The sequence below is a fragment of the Streptomyces sp. RerS4 genome (assembly GCF_023515955.1).
Classification (GTDB): Bacteria; Actinomycetota; Actinomycetes; order Streptomycetales; family Streptomycetaceae; genus Streptomyces.
Map to the genome: position 1 here is coordinate 5,105,995 of NZ_CP097322.1, position 17,660 is coordinate 5,123,654.

A 17,660-nucleotide genomic window follows, 5' to 3' on the forward strand; every position below is an offset into this window, starting at 1 on the left:
GGCCCCATGCCGATCCGCGCCGTGCTGTGGGACATCGACGACACCCTCTTCGACTACACGGGTGCCGACACGGCCGGACTCGCCCGCCACCTCGTCGAAGAGGGCCTCGTGGAGTGCTACGGCTCCCCCGACGAGGCCCTCGCCCTGTGGCGCCGCGTCACCCGGCGCCACTGGGAGCGCTTCTCCGCCGGCGAGGTCACCTTCCCGGATCAACGCCGGGACCGCGTACGGGAGTTCCTCGCGCGGCCCGCCATGGGAGACGTCGAGGCCGACGCCTGGTTCAACCGCTACGTCGACCACTACCAGGCCGCCTGGGCCCTCTTCCCGGACGCCCTGCCCGCCCTCGACGCCCTGGCCGGCGCCTACCGCCACGGCGTGCTCTCCAACTCCTCCTTCGTCAACCAGGACCCCAAGCTGCGCCGGCTCGGCGTGCGCGAGCGCTTCGAGGTGCTGGTCTGCGCCGCCGAGCTGGGCGTGAGCAAACCGGAGGCCGCCGCCTTCCTCGCCGCGTGCGAGGCCCTGGGCCTGCCGCCGCACGAGGTGGCCTACGTCGGCGACGAGCCGGAGATCGACGCCCGGGGGGCCCGGGACGCGGGCCTGACCGCCGTCTGGCTGGACCGCGCCGGACGCCGCGGGCCCGCCCCCTTGGGGGTGCACCGCATCCGCGATCTTGACGGACTGCCGGAGCTGCTGGCTGCGGATACCCGTTTTGGAGCACGGTCGGGCATCCGGTAATGTTCTTTCTGCGCCGCCGAGCGGGCCGAAAGGCCGAAGCGGAGGCGCTAACCAAACGAAAGCCCCCCAGGGGGTTGAAGTTCGGTGGGCTATAGTGTAATTGGCAACACGAGGGTTTCTGGTTCCCTTATTCTAGGTTCGAGTCCTGGTAGCCCAGCGCAGTGCAGCAGTAACGCAGTGCTTTGCCCCCGTTGTGTAGCGGCCTAGCACGCCGCCCTCTCAAGGCGGTAGCGCCGGTTCGAATCCGGTCGGGGGTACAGATCCTTCCCGCGAGATCTCCAGGGTCGCACCCGGACGTCACGATGCAGGATCGCTAGGGCCCCCGTTGTGTAGCGGCCTAGCACGCCGCCCTCTCAAGGCGGTAGCGCCGGTTCGAATCCGGTCGGGGGTACTGTGTCTAGCTGGTCTAGACCTTTGGGCTATAGTGTAATTGGCAACACGAGGGTTTCTGGTTCCCTTATTCTAGGTTCGAGTCCTGGTAGCCCAGCGTAGTACCGCAGTAAAGCTAGCCCCCGTTGTGTAGCGGCCTAGCACGCCGCCCTCTCAAGGCGGTAGCGCCGGTTCGAATCCGGTCGGGGGTACGCACAGGAGAGGCCCTCCGCGAGTCATCGCGGAGGGCCTCTTCCGCATGTCCGGAGCGGTACCGCGGCCGGCCGCGCGGGGAGACAAGTACGGGCCCGGCGGCGCGAGTTCGGACGTGTGCGGCGTCGTACGCGCCCCCGGGCCCGGAGGGTGGTGGGGGAAAAGAGGTCGGCGACCGGAGGGGCTCGGCCGGAGGGGCTCAGCCGGAGCGGCGCAGCGCCTCCGTCAGCCGGGCGGCCGCGTCGATGACGGCCTGGGCGTGCATGCGCCCCGGGTGGCGCGTCAGGCGCTCGATCGGCCCGGAGACCGACACGGAGGCCACGACGCGGTTCGAGGGGCCGCGTACGGGCGCCGAGACGGACGCCACGCCGGGCTCCCGCTCGCCGATCGACTGGGCCCAGCCCCGGCGTCGTACGCCGGACAGGGCCGTCGCCGTGAAGCGCGCGCCCTGCAGGCCCCGGTGGAGCCGCTCGGGCTCCTCCCAGGCCATCAGGATCTGCGCGGCCGAACCCGCCTTCATCGGGAGCGTGGAGCCCACCGGGACGGTGTCCCGCAGGCCCGAGAGCCGCTCGGCCGCCGCCACGCAGATGCGCATGTCACCTTGACGCCGGTAGAGCTGCGCGCTCTCGCCCGTCACGTCACGCAGGTGCGTGAGCACCGGTCCGGCCGTCGCCAGCAGACGGTCCTCGCCGGCCGCGGCGGCGAGCTCCGCCAACCGCGGGCCGAGGATGAACCGGCCCTGCATGTCCCTCGCCACCATCCGGTGGTGTTCCAGTGCCACGGCCAGGCGATGTGCCGTGGGTCGTGCGAGCCCTGTCGCCGCGACCAGCCCGGCGAGGGTGGCCGGACCGGACTCCAGTGCGCTCAATACCAGAGCTGCCTTGTCGAGAACGCCGACGCCGCTAGAGTTGTCCATGAAACGATATTCACGTCTCACACTGTGAAACGCAAGTTCAATTTTTCCAAGAAGCAGCGAGTCTGTATGTACGGGTCCACGAACCACTGGGTCCGGGACGGTGAGCTCGGAGGGAAAGCGATGGGTAGGACACTCGCGGAGAAGGTCTGGGACGACCATGTCGTCCGGCGCGCCGAGGGCGAGCCCGATCTCCTCTTCATTGATCTCCACCTGCTGCACGAGGTGACCAGCCCGCAGGCCTTCGACGGGCTGCGCCAGGCCGGTCGCAAGGTCCGCCGGCTCGACCTCACCATCGCGACCGAGGACCACAACACCCCCACCATCGACATCGACAAGCCCATCGCGGACCCCGTCTCCCGGGCCCAGCTGGAGACGCTGCGCAAGAACTGCGCCGAGTTCGGCGTACGCCTGCACTCCCTGGGCGACGTCGAGCAGGGCGTCGTCCACGTCGTGGGGCCGCAGCTGGGACTGACCCAGCCGGGCACCACCGTGGTCTGTGGTGACTCGCACACGTCCACGCACGGCGCCTTCGGCGCGCTGGCGTTCGGCATCGGCACCAGCCAGGTCGAGCACGTGCTCGCCACCCAGACGCTGCCGCTGGCCCGCCCGAAGACCATGGCGATCACCGTCACGGGCGCGCTGGCCGAGGGCGTCACCGCCAAGGACCTGATCCTGGCGATCATCGCCAAGATCGGCACCGGCGGCGGTCAGGGCTACATCCTGGAGTACCGCGGCGAGGCCGTCGAGAAGCTCTCGATGGAAGCCCGCATGACCATCTGCAACATGTCGATCGAGGCCGGCGCCCGCGCGGGCATGATCGCCCCCGACCAGACCACCTTCGATTACCTCCAGGGCCGCGACCACGCCCCCGAGGGCGAGGACTGGGACGCGGCCGTCGCCTACTGGAAGACGCTGCGCACGGACGAGGACGCGGTCTTCGACGCGGAGGTCGTCATCGACGGCTCGGCGCTGTCCCCGTTCGTCACCTGGGGCACCAACCCCGGTCAGGGCGCCCCGCTGTCGGCCAACGTCCCCGACCCCGCTTCGTACGAGGACGCTTCGGAGCGCCTCGCCGCCGAAAAGGCCCTGGAGTACATGGGGTTGACGGCCGGACAGCCGCTGCGTGACATCAAGGTCGACACCGTCTTCGTAGGTTCCTGCACCAACGGCCGCATCGAGGACCTGCGCGCCGTCGCCGGGATCGTCGAGGGCCGCAAAGTCGCCGACGGCGTACGGATGCTGGTCGTCCCCGGTTCGGTGCGCGTCGCGCTCCAGGCCGTCGAAGAGGGCCTGGACAAGGTCTTCAAGGAGGCCGGCGCCGAATGGCGGCACGCGGGTTGCTCGATGTGCCTGGGCATGAATCCCGACCAGTTGGCCCCGGGTGAGCGCTCCGCGTCCACCTCCAACCGCAACTTCGAGGGCCGGCAGGGCAAGGGTGGGCGTACCCACCTGGTCTCGCCGCAGGTGGCCGCCGCCACCGCGGTGCTGGGCCACCTGGCCTCGCCCGCCGACCTGTCCGACGCCCACGCGACCGCCGGAGTCTGATCAACCATGGAAGCCTTCACCACCCACACCGGCCGGGCCGTGCCGCTGCGCCGCAGCAACGTGGACACCGACCAGATCATCCCGGCCCACTGGCTCAAGAAGATCACCCGCGACGGGTTCGAGGACGGGCTCTTCGAGGCCTGGCGCAAGGACCCGGACTTCGTCACGAACCGTCCGGAGCGCGCGGGCGCGACCGTCCTGGTCGCCGGGCCCGACTTCGGCACCGGCTCCTCGCGCGAACACGCCGTCTGGGCCCTGCAGAACTTCGGTTTCAAGACGGTCATCTCCTCCCGCTTCGCCGACATCTTCCGCGGCAACTCGCTGAAGAACGGCCTGCTGACCGTCGTCCTGCCGCAGGAGACCGTCGACAGGCTGTGGGAGCTGACCGAGGCCGACCCGACCGCCGAGATCACCGTCGACCTGGTCGACCGGAAGGTCCGAGCCGAAGGCGTCGAGGCGGAGTTCGAACTCGACGACAACGCCCGCTGGCGTCTGCTGGAGGGGCTGGACGACATCTCGCTCACCCTTCAGAACGAAGCCGACATCGACGCGTACGAAAGCACTCGCCCCACCTTCAAGCCACGTACGATTCGGGCTTGATTCCAGCCTGATCAGCGCTTATTCGCCTTCGCGTGATCACATCGGCAACACTGTGCCCCCCGCCTTCCGGCGGGGGGCACAGCCGTATGTTGAGGCCCCGTGAGGCGACAACTCGCCCCAGATGGCACAATCTGTGCATGGAACGCGACAGTCAACTCGAGCTCTACGAACTCGTCGCGGACCGGTTGAAAGAAGCACACGCAAGGGTGCGCTCACTGCAAGTCCCGGAGGGCGTAAGGATGACGCTGTCCCGGAAGCTGTTGGTCGTCACCGCCACGGCGAAGCATGATCTCGCCGACGCGGCAAGGCGCCTGGACAGGTTGATGAAGGACCTCGACGAGGGTCGATTCCCTGAAGGCGACTGATGCGAAGGAACTCCGTAACGGCCTACATCGTTGCGGCACTAGGGTGATTAGCCCGTTTCGTGTTTGATTTGCGGTATATATCCGCCTAACGTGCGAAATAAGCTTGAACACATTCGTTCTGGCGATGTCTCCGAAGGGGAAGACGTGAACAAGGCGCAGCTCGTAGAAGCGATTGCCGACAAGCTCGGCGGCCGTCAGCAGGCCGCGGACGCTGTCGACGCGGTACTGGACGCCATGGTCCGCGCGGTCGTCGCGGGCGACCGGGTCTCGGTCACCGGCTTCGGCTCGTTCGAGAAGGTCGACCGGCCGGCACGGTACGCCCGCAACCCGCAGACGGGTGAGCGCGTCCGGGTCAAGAAGACCTCCGTCCCCCGTTTCCGCGCGGGTCAGGGCTTCAAGGACCTGGTCAGCGGTACCAAGAAGCTCCCCAAGGGTGACGAGGTCGCCGTCAAGAAGGCCCCCAAGGGCAGCCTGATGGGCGGGGCTTCCGCCACGGTCAAGAAGGCCGCCGCGAAGAAGGCCACCACGGCCAAGAAGGCCGCCGCCAAGACCGCGGTGGCGAAGAAGACCACGGCGCGCAAGACCACCGCGACCGCCGCGAAGAAGACGGCCGCGAAGACCACCGTCGCGAAGAAGGCCGCCACCGCCAAGAAGGCGGCCCCGGCCAAGAAGGCCACCACGGCGGCGAAGAAGACCACCGCCACGGCCAAGAAGACGGCTCCGGCGGCCAAGAAGGCCACCTCGAAGACCACCGCGCCCGCCAAGAAGACGACGGCGCGCAAGACCACCGCGAAGAAGACCACCGCCCGCAACAAGTAGGACCCGGGCACGAGTCACACACGCCGGGCCGGCTTCCCCGTGGGAAGCCGGCCCGCGGTGCGTTCTTCGCAGGTCAGAAGGCCAGAAGATCAGAAGGTCTGCAGGGTCACCAGGGTGATGCGCAGGTCCGCGCCCTCGCCGGACGTCTCGATGCGCACCCGCTGCCCCGGACGCAGCAGGCGCAGGCCCCCGGCGTCGAAGGCCGCCGCCTCGAAGGGCACCGGAGTGCCGTCGTCGAGCAGCACACTGCCGCTGCGGGTCTGGGAGTCGTACGTGTACGCGGTCGCCTGCATACGGGCACTGTATCGGGCGGTGTGCGGGCCCACACCGAGGGAGAGCGCCCTGCGCAGGTCCGCTCCGGTGTCCACGTCCCGACGTACGCTCTCCACGTCCGCGAGGGCGATTTCCGCCGCCCCCGAGGCCGAATGGCGGGCGCGGGACGGGCCGCCGAACGAAGGATCCAATTCCATGTCCGGGCCGGCGGAAAGCAGGGTCGTCCCGATTCCGGCCGCATCCGCCAGAAATGCCCGAGGAAATGTCGAGGCGTTTTCGAGCACGCGTAGCAATTCCGGTGCGCGCAGCGCCGGCAGGTCCGCGTTCATCGCGGCGACCGCCGCGCGCGGCCGGCCCGCCCGCACCGCCCGCGCACCGTGGTCCAGCGCGGCGTTCAATCCCGCGCCCGGGGCGTCCGCCAGGATGCGCGCGCCCAGCCTCGCCAGCTCCGCACCGGCCACCCGGTCGTCCGTGACGACCACCACATCCACGACGGAAGGGCAGGCCAGCGCCCCGGCGACGGTGTCCTGGGCGAACGCCAGGGCCAGTCCCGGACGGGATCCGCCGACCGCCGCCGCGAGCCGGCTCTTGGCCAGCGTCAGGGGCTTCAGAGGGACCACCAGACTCCAGACGGCGTTCGTGACGGACCCCTTCCCTCCGGCGCGTTCCCGCACCCGCCCGAACCATCGACAGGTCATGGCCCGGTCATCAGTCGGCCCATTGTCGCCTCCCGCCCACCGCGGAGGGGACCCGTGGCGCGAGCGGGGCGTACGGTGTCCTCGACAGAGACCGGACCTGGGGCGACACTTGTCCGGCCGAAGACGGGTGCCGAAGCCGCGCACCGGTCCTAGAGGAAGGTGTCCGAGTGTCCCGCCGCAGAATCGGCTTCTGGTACCGCCTGGCGGCGGTCATCGCGAAACCGCCGCTGGTAGTGCTCTTCAAGCGGGACTGGCGGGGAATGGAGCACATTCCGGCGGACGGGGGTTTTATCACCGCCGTCAATCACAACTCGTACCTGGACCCGCTGTCCTACGCGCACTTCCAGTACAACACCGGCCGGGTGCCCCGATTGCTCGCGAAGGCCGGACTCTTCAAGGTGCCATTCGTCGGCGCGATCCTGCGCGGCTCCGGACAGATCCCCGTCTACCGGGAGACCACCGACGCCCTGGACGCATTCCGGGCCGCCGTGGACGCCATCGAGCGCGGTGAATGCGTGGCCTTTTACCCCGAGGGCACCCTCACCCGCGATCCCGAGATGTGGCCGATGGCCGGCAAGACCGGCGCCGCCCGCGTGGCATTGATCACGAAGGCCCCCGTCATTCCGGTGGCCCAGTGGGGCGCGAACCTCGCGATGCCGCCGTACGCCAAGGAGAAAAGGGTCCGTCTGTTCCCCCGCAAGACGCTCCAGGTGCTCGCGGGACCGCCCGTGGACCTTTCGGCGTACTACGACCGGGAACCCACGCCGGACGTCCTCAGGGGCGCCACGGAGGCCATCATGGCCGACATCACCAAGCTCCTGGAGGAGCTGCGCGGCGAGAGGGCTCCCGAGCGGCCCTACGACCACCGCAAGGCCAGGGCGCAGCAGCGGCGCGACGCCGCGGGGGAGGGCAAGAAGTGACACGTCCCGTGAAGGTGGCCGTCTTCGGAAGCGGTTCCTGGGGCACCGCGTTCGGCATGGTGCTCGCCGACGCCGGCTGCGAGGTGACCCTGTGGGGCCGCCGCAGGGAACTGGCCGACGCCATCAACACCGGCCGGACCAACCCGGACTACTTCCCCGACGTCGAACTGCCCGCGAACATGCGGGCCACGACCGACGCGGCCGAGGCCGCCCGGGACGCCGATTTCGCGGTCCTGGCCATCCCCTCCCAGACGCTGCGCGCCAACCTCGCCGAATGGGCGCCCCTGCTGCCCGCCGACGCCGTGCTCGTCTCCCTCATGAAGGGCATCGAACTCGGCACCGCCAAGCGGATGAGCGAGGTCATCGAAGAGGTGGCCAAGGTCCCCGCCGAGCGCGTCGCCGTCGTCACCGGCCCCAACCTGGCCCGCGAGATCGTCGCCCGGCAGCCCGCCGCCTCGGTGGTCGCCTGCGTGGACGAGGCCGTCGCCCGACGCCTCCAGGCCGCCTGCCACACCCCGTACTTCCGCCCGTACACCAGCACCGACGTCATCGGCTGCGAACTCGGCGGCGCCGTCAAGAACGTCATCGGCCTCGCCGTCGGCATCGCGGACGGCATGGGCCTGGGCGACAACACCAAGGGCTCGCTCATCACCCGCGGCCTCGCCGAAGCCACCCGCCTGGGCCTGGCGATGGGCGCCGACCCGCTCACCTTCTCCGGCCTCGCGGGCCTCGGCGACCTCGTCGCCACCTGCTCCTCGCCGCTCTCCCGGAACCACACCTTCGGCACCAACCTGGGCCGCGGGATGACCCTGGAGGAGACCATCGCGGTCACCAAGCAGACCGCGGAAGGGGTCAAGTCCTGCCAGTCCGTGGCGGATCTGGCCAACCGGTACGGGGTGGACATGCCGATCACCGACACCGTCGTCGACATCGTCCACCACGGCAAGCCCCCGCTGGTCGCCCTGAAGGAACTCATGGGCCGCAGCGCCAAACCGGAACGCCGCTGACTCCGTTCCGGACGCTTGAGCGGGTACCCTCGTGGCGATATGAGCAGCGAGAACCTCCCCCAGACCCCTGAGCAGCAGGGCCGCAAGCCCCGCGTGGCCGTCGTGTTCGGCGGCCGCAGCTCGGAACACGCCATCTCGGTCGTCACGGCGGGCGCGGTCCTGCGCTCCATCGACCGCGCCAAGTACGAGGTGCTGCCCATCGGCATCACCACGGACGGCCGGTGGGCCCTGACCGCCGACGCGCCCGAGCGCATGGCCATCGCCGACCGCGTCCTCCCGAACGTGGAGGCCCTGGCGGAGTCCCCGGACGGCACCGTCGTGCTGTCCGTGGACCCCGCCAGCCGCGAGGTCGTCTACACCGAACCGGGCGCCGTCCCCAAGGCCCTGGGCGAGGTCGACGTCGTCTTCCCCGTGCTGCACGGCCCCTACGGCGAGGACGGCACCCTCCAGGGCCTCCTGGAGCTGTCCGGGATCCCGTACGTCGGCTCGGGCGTCCTGTCCTCGGCCGTCGGCCAGGACAAGGACTACATGAAGCGGGTGTTCACCTCCTTCGGTCTGAAGGTGGGCCCCTACCTCACCGTCCGTCCGCGCGAGTGGAACGCCGACCCGGACGCCGCCCGCGGCCGCATCCTGGACTTCGCCGCCGAACACGGCTGGCCGCTGTTCATCAAGCCCGCCCGCGCCGGCTCCTCCATCGGCATCACCAAGGTCGACGACGCGTCCGGCCTGGACGAGGCGATCCGCGAGGCCCAGCGCCACGACCCGAAGATCATCGTGGAGGCGCTGCTGCGCGGCCGCGAGATCGAGTGCGGCGTCCTGGAGTTCGAGGACGGGCCGCGCGCCAGCGTGCCGGCCGAGATCCCGCCGGTCTCCAGCCACGACTTCTACGACTTCGAGGCGAAGTACATCGACTCCGCCTCCGGGATCGTGCCCGCCCCGCTCACCGCGGAGCAGACCGCCGAGGTGCAGAGGCTCGCGGTGGACGCCTTCGAGGCGGCCTCCTGCGAGGGTCTGGTGCGCGCCGACTTCTTCCTCACCGAGGACGGCGAATTCGTGATCAACGAGATCAACACCATGCCGGGGTTCACCCCGATCTCGATGTACCCGCGCATGTGGCAGGAGTCGGGGGTCGAGTACCCGGAACTGGTCGACCTCCTGATCCAGGCGGCCCTGCGCCGCTCGACCGGACTGCGCTAGGCCGTCCGGCCCGACGTACAGCGGACCGCCCGTCGGCCCGCCCTCACGGGCGTGGTCGACGGGCGGCGGTGCGAGGTGCGCAGGGCCCTGTGGGACTCACCAGGACTCAATAGGACGAGATACCGGTGGGAACGGTCTTCTCCACGGCGGCGGACAGCCCGACCAGCATCTGCGCGTCCGTGGCATGCTCCTTGTCGATCCGGACCTCCGTGTACGCCAGCCGCGAGGTGGTGGTGAAGACGAGACCGCCGTCCGGCGTCCGCTGGACCAGCCAGCCGACGCCGTTCACCTCCACCCCGTCCTGCTGGGGATCGGCCATCGCGGGGGGCTTGGGGATACCGCACCGCAGTACGATCGCCGAGCCGCCCCACGCGGCGGTCAGGTCGGACGCCGGTTCGGTGGCGGCCCGCCCCAGCCCCGCCACGGTTCGCGGGAGCTCACCGTGCAGAGCGGCACAGAGCTTCGCGACCTCGGCGGGCGGAGCGGGCGGCGGTTCCACCCGGGCCTCGGAGTCCCCCGGAGCACAGCCCGCGAGGGCCAGCAGGGCCGAGGCGGCGGGCAGGACCAGCAGACGAAACGGCCGACGGTGCGAAGACATCACCGGCCAAGAGTAGACGGGGGCTACAGATGGACCACGGGGCAGGTCAAGGTGCGGGTGATGCCCTCCACCTGCTGGACCTTGGCGACGACCAGGCGGCCGAGGTCGTCCACGGTGTCGGCCTGGGCGCGCACGATCACGTCGTAGGGGCCCGTCACGTCCTCGGCCTGGATCACCCCCGGGATCTTGCCGATGGACTCGGCGACGAACGACGCCTTGCCCACCTCGGTCTGGATAAGGATGTACGCCTGTACCACGGAACCTCCAGGGCGGCCACGAGGATCATTTCCCCTAATCTTCGGGTGGGCCCGGGGACAGCGGGCGGGCCCGGGGAAGAAGGGACGCCACGGTACCGCGTCGCCGTGTGTCGCGGGGAGACCCACGAGCCCGGCGCCACGCACAGCGGGGCGTACGCAGAGCAGAAGTTGACGTATCTGTTGACGGTACCCAGAGCTGTGACGGCTCGCGACCGCAAGCGGACTTGCCAAGAAGGGGCACAGCGATGAAGGGCACTGTGGGCGAGCTGGGGGAGTTCGGGCTCATTCGGGAGCTCACCTCACGGCTCACCACCACCCCGGCGGTCCGGCTCGGACCGGGCGACGACGCCGCGGTGGTCTCGGCCCCCGACCGGCGGGTCGTCGCCAGCACGGACATCCTGCTGGAGGGCCGGCATTTCCGCCGCGACTGGTCCACGGCCTACGACGTCGGCCGCAAGGCCGCCGCGCAGAACCTGGCCGACATCGCCGCCATGGGCGCGGTGCCGACCGCGCTCCTGCTCGGCCTCGTCGTACCGGCCGAACTGCCGGTGACCTGGCCGACCGAGCTGATGGACGGCATCCGCGACGAATGCCAGGTCGCGGGGGCCGCCGTGGTCGGCGGGGACGTGGTGCGCGGCGACACCATCACCGTCGCCATCACCGCGCTCGGCGACCTGCGCAACCACGAACCCGTGCTGCGCTCCGGCGCCCAGCCCGGCGACGTCGTCGCCGTGACCGGCTGGCTCGGCTGGTCCGCCGCCGGCTTCGCGGTGCTCTCGCGCGGCTTCCGCTCCCCGCGGGCCTTCGTAGAGGCTCACCGGCGCCCCGAGCCCCCGTACCACGCGGGCCCCGCGGCGGCCGGGCTCGGCGCCACCGCCATGACCGACGTCAGCGACGGCCTGATCGCCGACCTCGGGCACATCGCCGAGGCCAGCAAGGTCCGCATCGACGTGCGCTCGGGCGCGGTGGACATCCCGACGCAGATGCACGACATCGGGCAGGCCGTCGGCGTGGACCCGCTCCAGTGGGTGCTCACCGGGGGAGAGGACCACGCCATCGTGGCGACCTTCCCGCCCGACGTGAAGCTCCCGGCCCGCTGGAAGGTCATCGGGGAGGTCCAGCACCGCTCCGCGCTGCCTCAGGTGACCGTGGACGGCGCTCCGTGGACCAGCACCGGCGGCTGGGACCACTTCGGCGCCGACCCGGCCGTCGAGGAGACGCCCCGGTGAGTGCCCCGCCGAGCGGCCGCGCGCATCCGCCGCTGTGCCTGACCGTCGCCGGATCCGACTCCGGCGGCGGCGCGGGCATCCAGGCCGACCTCAAGACGATGCTCGCCCTCGGCGTGCACGGCATGAGCGTGATCACGGCGGTGACCGCCCAGAACTCCCTGGGCGTGCGCGGAGCCTGGGAACTGCCCGCCGAGGCCGTCACCGCCCAGTACCGGGCCGTCGTGGACGACATCGGAGTCCAGGCCGTCAAGACCGGGATGCTCTCCTCCACCGCGCTCGTGGAGACGGTGGCCGCCCTGTTGGCCGACACGGCGGCTCCGGCGGTGGTGGATCCCGTGGGCGTCTCCAAGCACGGGGACGCGCTGCTCGCCGCCTCCGCGCTGGACGCCGTACGACAGGAGCTGCTGCCCCGGGCGACGGTGGCCACGCCGAACCTCGACGAGGTGACGCAGCTGACGGGCCTGGTCGTGGAGAGCGAGGACGACATGCGGCGGGCCGCCGACGCGATCCTCGGTCACGGCCCGCGCTGGGCCCTCGTCAAGGGCGGTCACCTCGACGCCCACGGGCACGAGGCCGTCGACCTGCTCACCGACGGCGACCGGGAGCTGTGGCTGCGCGCCCCGCGTCACGACAACCGGCACACCCACGGCACGGGCTGCACCCTCGCCAGTGCCATCGCGGCCGGCCTGGCCAAGGGCCTGCCGGTCCCCGAGGCGGTGACGCAGGCCAAGGCGTACGTCACGGGCGCCATCGCCGCCGGCTTCGCGCTAGGCGGCGGCATCGGACCCGTGGACCACGCCTGGCGGTGGCGCTGACGCCGGGAAGGCCGCGGCGGCAGTGGAGGCCGGGCGGGAAAGGCAAAAGGCCGGTTCACCAGAGGTGAACCGGCCTTCTTGGCAACCGGAAAGGGCTGCGCTACGACGACGGGAGGCGTCAGCGCGAGACCTTGCCGGCCTTGATGCACGAGGTGCAGGCGTTGAGGCGCTTCGGCGTCCCATTGACCACGGCACGGACGCGCTGGATGTTCGGGTTCCAGCGACGCGAGGTGCGGCGGTGCGAGTGGGAGATGTTGTTGCCGAAGCTCGGCCCCTTGGCGCAAACGTCGCAGTTGGCAGCCACAGGTCACTCCAAAGACTTCAGATGCAATTACAGTGAAATCCGGCGCACCGGAATCAGAGATCTGAAGTGGCTTGCCGGACGAATGACCCGACTCTCGACGGGCAACCTGAGCAGCATACAACGACTGCTTCGGTCCAAGAAAACTACCATGACCGGACCAGGCCCCGCCCCGGGGCACCGGATCGGGCACCGGCCTTCGTTACCCTGCGGTGAACCCTGGCCCGCACAAGGAGGAACGCCCGGTGGCGCACCAGCCCGAGCCGCACACCCTCGACGCCGAAGCGGTGCGCACCTGGAGTTCGCTGGCCGTGGCCGCGCTGGGCCGGGCCCGTGAGGACATCGACGCCATCAACGTCTACCCCGTCGCGGACTCCGACACCGGCACCAACCTCTTCCTCACCGCCGAGGCCGCCGACCGCGCCCTGGCCGGGGCCTGCCGGGCCGGCGCCGCCGCCACCGGCGCCGACCGAGCCGACCTCACCGTGACCGAAGACACAGCCGTGTCCCTGTCCCTCGCCGAAGCCGTACGGGCCTACGCGCACGGCGCGCTCATAGGCGCCCGGGGCAACTCCGGGACGATCCTCGCCCAGCTGCTGCGCGGCGTCGCCGACGTCCTCGGCTCCGCCCCCGCCGACCGCGCCCCCGGACCGCTGCTCGCGCAGGCCCTGGAGCGGGCCGCCGAGGAGGCGTACCGGGCCGTCGCGCACCCCGTCGAGGGGACCATGCTCACCGTCGCCGGAGCCGCCGCGCGGGCCGCGGGAGCCGCCGAGTCCGCCGCCGCGACCGTCGCCGAGGTGGCCCACGCCGCCTACGAGGGGGCCCGCGCCGCCCTCGCCGAGACCCCCGGGCAACTGGCCGAGCTCGGCCGGGCGGGCGTGGTCGACGCGGGGGGCTGCGGGTTGGTCGCCGTACTCGGTGCCCTGTGGCAGGCGCTGTCCGGGCAGGAGCCCGCCGCGCGGCCCGTCCCCGGCCGGTCCGTGCCCGTACCGTGCGAGGGCGCGCAGTGCGCGGAGGAGGAGGGCGGACCGGCGTACGAGGTGATCTACCTCCTGGAGGCCTCCGAGGAGGCCGTCGACACACTGCGCGAGGACCTCGACGCCCTCGGCGACTCCCTGGTGGTGGTCGGCGGCGACCGCCTGTGGAACGTCCACGTCCACGTCGACGACCCCGGAGCCGCGGTCGAGGCCGGGGTGGTCGCGGGCCGCCCCCACCGCATCCGCATCACCCACTTCGGTGACGAACGCCGCCGCGCCCGCGCCCCGCGCGCCCAGCGGGCCGTCGTCGCCGTCGTCCCCGGCGAGGGACTGGCCGCGCTGTGCGGCGAGGCCGGCGCCACCACCGTCCTGGCCCGCCCCGGGAGCCGCCCGCCGTCGCCGAACTGGTCGAGGCCATCCACCGGGCGCACGCCCGCGAGGTGGCCCTGCTGCCCGGCTCCGCCGAGCTGCGCGCGGCCGCCGCGGCCGCCGCCGAACGCGCCCGCGCCGACGGCGTACGGGTCGCCGTGATCCCCACCCGCTCCGCCGTCCAGGGCCTCGCCGCGCTCGCCGTCCACGACCCCGACGCCAGCTTCGACGAGGACGTCGTCACCATGACCGCCGCCGCCGGCGCCACCCGGTACGGGGAACTGGCCGTCGCCGAACGGCAATCCTTCACCTCCGCCGGCATCTGCCAGGCCGGGGACGTCCTCGGCCTCATCGACGGCGACGTCGCCGTCATCGGCGCCGGCCTGCCCGAGACCGCCGAGGCCGTCCTGCAACGGATGCTCGGCTCCGGCGGCGAACTGGTCACCCTCGTCCTGGGCCCCGAGGTCCCCGACACGCTCGCCGCGCGCCTGGAGGCGTACGTCCAGCACGGACACCTCGCCGTCGACACCGTCACCTACCGCGGCGGACGCTACTCGGCGCCGCTGCTCATCGGGGTGGAATAGCGGGCTTGTCGGCGCCATGGTGTGCAATGGAACACGTGCCCGCGCTCGACGAAGACCTCAAGAAGACCCTCGGCCCCGCCACCGCCAAGGTGCTGGCCGAGCAGCTCGGCCTGCACACGGCCCTGGACCTGCTCCACCACTACCCCCGGCGCTACGCGGAGCGCGGCGAGCTGACCCCGCTGGCCGAGCTCGCCGACCAGCTCGACGAGCACGTGACCGTCGTCGCCCAGGTCGCCGACGCCCGGATCCTGACCTTCAACGGCGGCCGCGGCAAACGCCTGGAGGTCACCATCACCGACGGCAGCGGCCGCCTCCAGCTGGTCTTCTTCGGCGCCGGCGTCCACAAGCCGCACAAGGACCTGCTGCCCGGCACCCGCGCGATGTTCGCGGGCAAGGTCGGCACGTTCAACCGCAAGCTCCAGCTCTCGCACCCCGCCTACGAACTCCTCGGCGCGGACGCCTCCGACCGGGACGCGGCGACCGCCTTCGCCAACCAGCTCATCCCGATCTACCCGGCCTGCGCAAAACTGGAGTCCTGGAAGATCTCCAAGGCCGTCGACGCCGTGCTGCCCGCGGCCCGGGAGACCCTGGACCCGCTGCCGCCCGCCCTGCGCGAGGGCCGCGGCCTGATCCCCCTCACCGAGGCCCTCCTCAAGATCCACCGTCCGGGCACCAAAGCCGACGTCGAGGACGCCCGGCAACGCCTCAAGTGGGACGAGGCCTTCGTCCTCCAGGTCGCCCTGGCCCGCCGCCGCCACGCCGACTCCCAGCTCCCCGCCGTCCCCCGCCGCCCCACCCCCGGCGGCATCCTCGACGCCTTCGACGCCAAGCTGCCCTTCACCCTCACCGAAGGCCAACAGACCGTCTCGAAGGAGATCTTCGACGACCTGGCCACCGACCACCCCATGCACCGCCTCCTCCAGGGCGAGGTGGGCAGTGGCAAGACGCTGGTCGCGCTGCGGGCCATGCTCGCCGTCGTGGACTCCGGTGGGCAGGCGGCCATGCTCGCGCCCACCGAGGTCCTCGCCCAACAGCACCACCGGTCGATCACCGAGATGATGGGCGAGCTGGCCGAGGGCGGCATGCTCGGCGGGGCCGACCACGGGACCAAGGTGGTGCTGCTCACCGGCTCCATGGGGATGCCCGCCCGCCGGCAGGCCCTGCTCGATCTGGTCACCGGCGAGGCCGGCATCGTCATCGGCACGCACGCGCTGATCGAGGACAAGGTGCAGTTCCACGACCTCGGCCTGGTCGTCGTCGACGAACAGCACCGCTTCGGTGTGGAGCAGCGCGACGCGCTGCGGTCCAAGGGCAAGCAGCCCCCGCACCTGCTGGTCATGACCGCGACCCCGATCCCGCGCACGGTCGCGATGACCGTCTTCGGCGACCTGGAGACCTCCGTCCTCGACCAGCTGCCCGCCGGCCGCTCCCCGATCGCCACCCACGTCGTCCCCGCCAAGGACAAGCCGCACTTCCTCACCCGCGCCTGGGAACGGGTCCGCGAAGAGGTCGAGAACGGCCACCAGGCGTACGTCGTCTGCCCGCGCATCGGCGACGGCGAGGACGAACCCAAGAAGAAGCAGGCCGACGGGGAGGACGGCGACCGGCGGCCCCCGCTCGCCGTCCTGGAGATCGCCGAGCAGCTGACGCGCGGCCCCCTCGCCGGGCTCTCCGTCGAGGTGCTGCACGGGCGGATGGACCCCGCCGACAAGGACGACGTCATGCGCCGCTTCGCCGCCGGCGAGGTCAAGGTGCTCGTGGCCACCACCGTGATCGAGGTCGGGGTCAACGTCCCCAACTCCACCGTCATGGTCATCATGGACGCCGACCGCTTCGGCGTCTCCCAGCTCCACCAGCTGCGCGGCCGCGTCGGCCGCGGCTCCGCCCCGGGCCTGTGCCTGCTGGTCAGCGAGATGCACGAGGCCAGTCCCGCCCGCGCCCGGCTCGCCGCCGTCGCCGCCACCCTCGACGGCTTCGAACTGTCCCGCATCGACCTCGAACAGCGCCGCGAGGGCGACGTCCTCGGCCAGGCCCAGTCCGGCGTCCGCTCCTCCCTGCGCATGCTCGCCGTCATCGAGGACGAGGAGGTCATCGCCCAGGCCCGCGAGGAGGCCGCCCGCGTGGTCGCAGCCGACCCCGACCTGGAACACCTCCCCGGACTGCGCACCGCCCTCGACGCGCTGCTGGACAGCGAGCGGGAGCAGTACCTGGAGAAGGGCTGACCGGCACGACCTATCGTTGAACCCCCGTACGTCTCCCGCCCACCCCAGCGAAGGACCCCAGATGACCCGCGTGATCGCCGGCAGCGCCGGCGGGCGGCGGCTGGCCGTGCCGCCCGGCACCGGCACCCGCCCGACCTCCGACCGGATGCGCGAAGGGCTCTTCTCCACCTGGGAGTCGCTGCACGGCGTGGAGGGCGCCCGCGTGCTCGACCTCTACGGCGGCTCCGGCGCCGTCGGCCTGGAGGCCCTCTCCCGCGGCGCCGACCACACCCTGCTCGTCGAGGCCGACGCCAAGGCCGCCAAGGCGATCCGGGACAACATCAAGACGCTGGGCCTGCCCGGCGCCGAATTCCGGGCGGGCAAGGCCGAACAGATCGTGGCCGCCACCGCGCACGGGGACCCGTACGACATCGTCTTCCTGGACCCGCCCTACGCCGTCGAGCACGCCGAACTCGGCGAGATCCTGCTCACACTCCGCTCCAATCGCTGGATCACGGACGACGCGCTCGTCACCGTGGAACGCAGCACGAGGAGCGGTCCGTTCCCGTGGCCGGAGGGGTTCGAGCCGTTGCGGTCACGCAAATACGGCGAAGGCACCCTTTGGTACGGTCGCGCCGCCCACACCCGCGAAGAATCATGAAGCCCGCCGCA

The 17,660-nt window shown here is 71.3% G+C and carries 16 protein-coding genes, 5 tRNA genes and 2 pseudogenes; 18 read left to right on the forward strand and 5 right to left on the reverse strand.

Annotated elements, in window-relative coordinates; genetic code table 11:
- The first annotated feature begins 6 nt into the window (after window positions 1-6).
- From M4D82_RS23745 to M4D82_RS23770, 6 genes are all read left to right on the forward strand, one after another.
- Window positions 7-735 carry an HAD family hydrolase gene (locus M4D82_RS23745; RefSeq protein ID WP_249767971.1) on the forward strand — a complete coding sequence of 243 codons (729 nt, stop codon included), beginning with the start codon at window positions 7-9 and terminating at the stop codon, window positions 733-735.
- 85 nt (window positions 736-820) lie between these two features.
- A tRNA-Gln gene (locus tag M4D82_RS23750) sits at window positions 821-892 on the forward strand.
- A 27-nt stretch (window positions 893-919) separates the two neighbouring features.
- A tRNA-Glu gene (locus M4D82_RS23755) sits at window positions 920-992 on the forward strand.
- Window positions 993-1,053: 61 nt separating this feature from the next.
- A tRNA-Glu gene (locus M4D82_RS23760) sits at window positions 1,054-1,126 on the forward strand.
- 24 nt (window positions 1,127-1,150) lie between these two features.
- Window positions 1,151-1,222, forward strand: a tRNA-Gln gene (locus M4D82_RS23765).
- Window positions 1,223-1,243: 21 nt separating this feature from the next.
- Window positions 1,244-1,316, forward strand: a tRNA-Glu gene (locus tag M4D82_RS23770).
- A 200-nt stretch (window positions 1,317-1,516) separates the two neighbouring features.
- Here M4D82_RS23770 and ndgR read toward each other — a convergent pair.
- Window positions 1,517-2,233, reverse strand: coding sequence for an IclR family transcriptional regulator NdgR (gene ndgR / locus M4D82_RS23775; RefSeq protein ID WP_007266782.1), 717 nt, complete (start codon window positions 2,231-2,233; stop codon window positions 1,517-1,519).
- Between the two features lie 120 nt (window positions 2,234-2,353).
- Between ndgR and leuC the strand changes: the two genes are divergently transcribed.
- The 4 genes from leuC (at window position 2,354) to M4D82_RS23795 (ending at window position 5,562) form a co-directional block, all read left to right on the forward strand.
- On the forward strand, window positions 2,354-3,778 hold the full coding sequence (gene leuC, locus M4D82_RS23780; protein WP_249767972.1) for a 3-isopropylmalate dehydratase large subunit: 1,425 nt from the start codon (window positions 2,354-2,356) through the stop codon (window positions 3,776-3,778).
- Window positions 3,779-3,784: 6 nt separating this feature from the next.
- Window positions 3,785-4,378: a 3-isopropylmalate dehydratase small subunit gene (gene leuD, locus M4D82_RS23785; protein ID WP_249767973.1), complete on the forward strand. Its 594-nt coding sequence runs from the start codon at window positions 3,785-3,787 to the stop codon at window positions 4,376-4,378.
- Between the two features lie 137 nt (window positions 4,379-4,515).
- Window positions 4,516-4,743 carry an SCO5555 family protein gene (locus tag M4D82_RS23790; protein ID WP_249767974.1) on the forward strand — a complete coding sequence of 76 codons (228 nt, stop codon included), beginning with the start codon at window positions 4,516-4,518 and terminating at the stop codon, window positions 4,741-4,743.
- Between the two features lie 144 nt (window positions 4,744-4,887).
- Complete coding sequence (locus M4D82_RS23795) at window positions 4,888-5,562, forward strand: HU family DNA-binding protein (protein WP_249767975.1); 675 nt, start codon at window positions 4,888-4,890, stop codon at window positions 5,560-5,562.
- A gap of 296 nt (window positions 5,563-5,858) precedes the next feature.
- Here the strand turns inward: M4D82_RS23795 and cofC are convergent.
- Window positions 5,859-6,509 (reverse strand): annotated as a pseudogene (gene cofC, locus M4D82_RS23800) (2-phospho-L-lactate guanylyltransferase); the annotation flags it as partial.
- Window positions 6,510-6,700: 191 nt separating this feature from the next.
- On the opposite strand from cofC, the gene M4D82_RS23805 reads away from it, so the two are divergent.
- The 3 genes from M4D82_RS23805 to M4D82_RS23815 are packed head-to-tail and all read left to right on the forward strand — an operon-like array spanning window position 6,701 to window position 9,657.
- Entirely contained in the window at window positions 6,701-7,453 is a 753-nt protein-coding gene (locus M4D82_RS23805; RefSeq protein WP_249767977.1) for a lysophospholipid acyltransferase family protein, read from the forward strand.
- The gene (locus tag M4D82_RS23810) at window positions 7,450-8,460 is read left to right on the forward strand and encodes an NAD(P)H-dependent glycerol-3-phosphate dehydrogenase (RefSeq protein ID WP_249767978.1); all 1,011 of its coding nucleotides are present in this window, start codon (window positions 7,450-7,452) and stop codon (window positions 8,458-8,460) included. Before M4D82_RS23805 ends, M4D82_RS23810 begins: the two co-directional genes overlap by 4 nt.
- A 39-nt stretch (window positions 8,461-8,499) precedes the next feature.
- Window positions 8,500-9,657, forward strand: a complete 1,158-nt coding sequence (locus M4D82_RS23815) for a D-alanine--D-alanine ligase family protein (protein ID WP_249767979.1) — start codon at window positions 8,500-8,502, stop codon at window positions 9,655-9,657.
- A gap of 106 nt (window positions 9,658-9,763) precedes the next feature.
- On the opposite strand, the gene M4D82_RS23820 is transcribed toward M4D82_RS23815, so the two are convergent.
- Both M4D82_RS23820 and M4D82_RS23825 read right to left on the reverse strand, forming a co-directional pair.
- Window positions 9,764-10,255, reverse strand: coding sequence for a DUF3515 domain-containing protein (locus M4D82_RS23820; protein WP_249767980.1), 492 nt, complete (start codon window positions 10,253-10,255; stop codon window positions 9,764-9,766).
- A gap of 23 nt (window positions 10,256-10,278) precedes the next feature.
- The gene (locus M4D82_RS23825; RefSeq protein ID WP_249767981.1) at window positions 10,279-10,512 is read right to left on the reverse strand and encodes an Lrp/AsnC family transcriptional regulator; all 234 of its coding nucleotides are present in this window, start codon (window positions 10,510-10,512) and stop codon (window positions 10,279-10,281) included.
- A gap of 245 nt (window positions 10,513-10,757) precedes the next feature.
- Between M4D82_RS23825 and M4D82_RS23830 the strand changes: the two genes are divergently transcribed.
- Both M4D82_RS23830 and thiD read left to right on the forward strand, forming a co-directional pair.
- Window positions 10,758-11,741, forward strand: coding sequence for a thiamine-phosphate kinase (locus M4D82_RS23830; protein WP_249767982.1), 984 nt, complete (start codon window positions 10,758-10,760; stop codon window positions 11,739-11,741).
- Window positions 11,738-12,556, forward strand: coding sequence for a bifunctional hydroxymethylpyrimidine kinase/phosphomethylpyrimidine kinase (thiD, locus tag M4D82_RS23835; protein WP_249767983.1), 819 nt, complete (start codon window positions 11,738-11,740; stop codon window positions 12,554-12,556). Before M4D82_RS23830 ends, thiD begins: the two co-directional genes overlap by 4 nt.
- A 118-nt stretch (window positions 12,557-12,674) precedes the next feature.
- On the opposite strand, the gene rpmB is transcribed toward thiD, so the two are convergent.
- Window positions 12,675-12,860 (reverse strand): 50S ribosomal protein L28, encoded by a 186-nt coding sequence (rpmB, locus tag M4D82_RS23840; protein ID WP_007266795.1) that lies wholly within the window; start codon window positions 12,858-12,860, stop codon window positions 12,675-12,677.
- A 242-nt stretch (window positions 12,861-13,102) separates the two neighbouring features.
- Between rpmB and M4D82_RS23845 the strand changes: the two are divergent.
- The 3 genes and pseudogenes from M4D82_RS23845 to rsmD all read left to right on the forward strand — a co-directional run bounded on the left by M4D82_RS23845 (window position 13,103) and on the right by rsmD (window position 17,649).
- Window positions 13,103-14,787 (forward strand): annotated as a pseudogene (locus M4D82_RS23845) (DAK2 domain-containing protein).
- Window positions 14,788-14,813: 26 nt separating this feature from the next.
- The gene (recG, locus tag M4D82_RS23850; RefSeq protein ID WP_249767984.1) at window positions 14,814-17,009 is read left to right on the forward strand and encodes an ATP-dependent DNA helicase RecG; all 2,196 of its coding nucleotides are present in this window, start codon (window positions 14,814-14,816) and stop codon (window positions 17,007-17,009) included.
- A gap of 61 nt (window positions 17,010-17,070) precedes the next feature.
- Window positions 17,071-17,649, forward strand: coding sequence for a 16S rRNA (guanine(966)-N(2))-methyltransferase RsmD (rsmD, locus tag M4D82_RS23855; protein WP_249767985.1), 579 nt, complete (start codon window positions 17,071-17,073; stop codon window positions 17,647-17,649).
- Window positions 17,650-17,660: the final 11 nt, after the last annotated feature.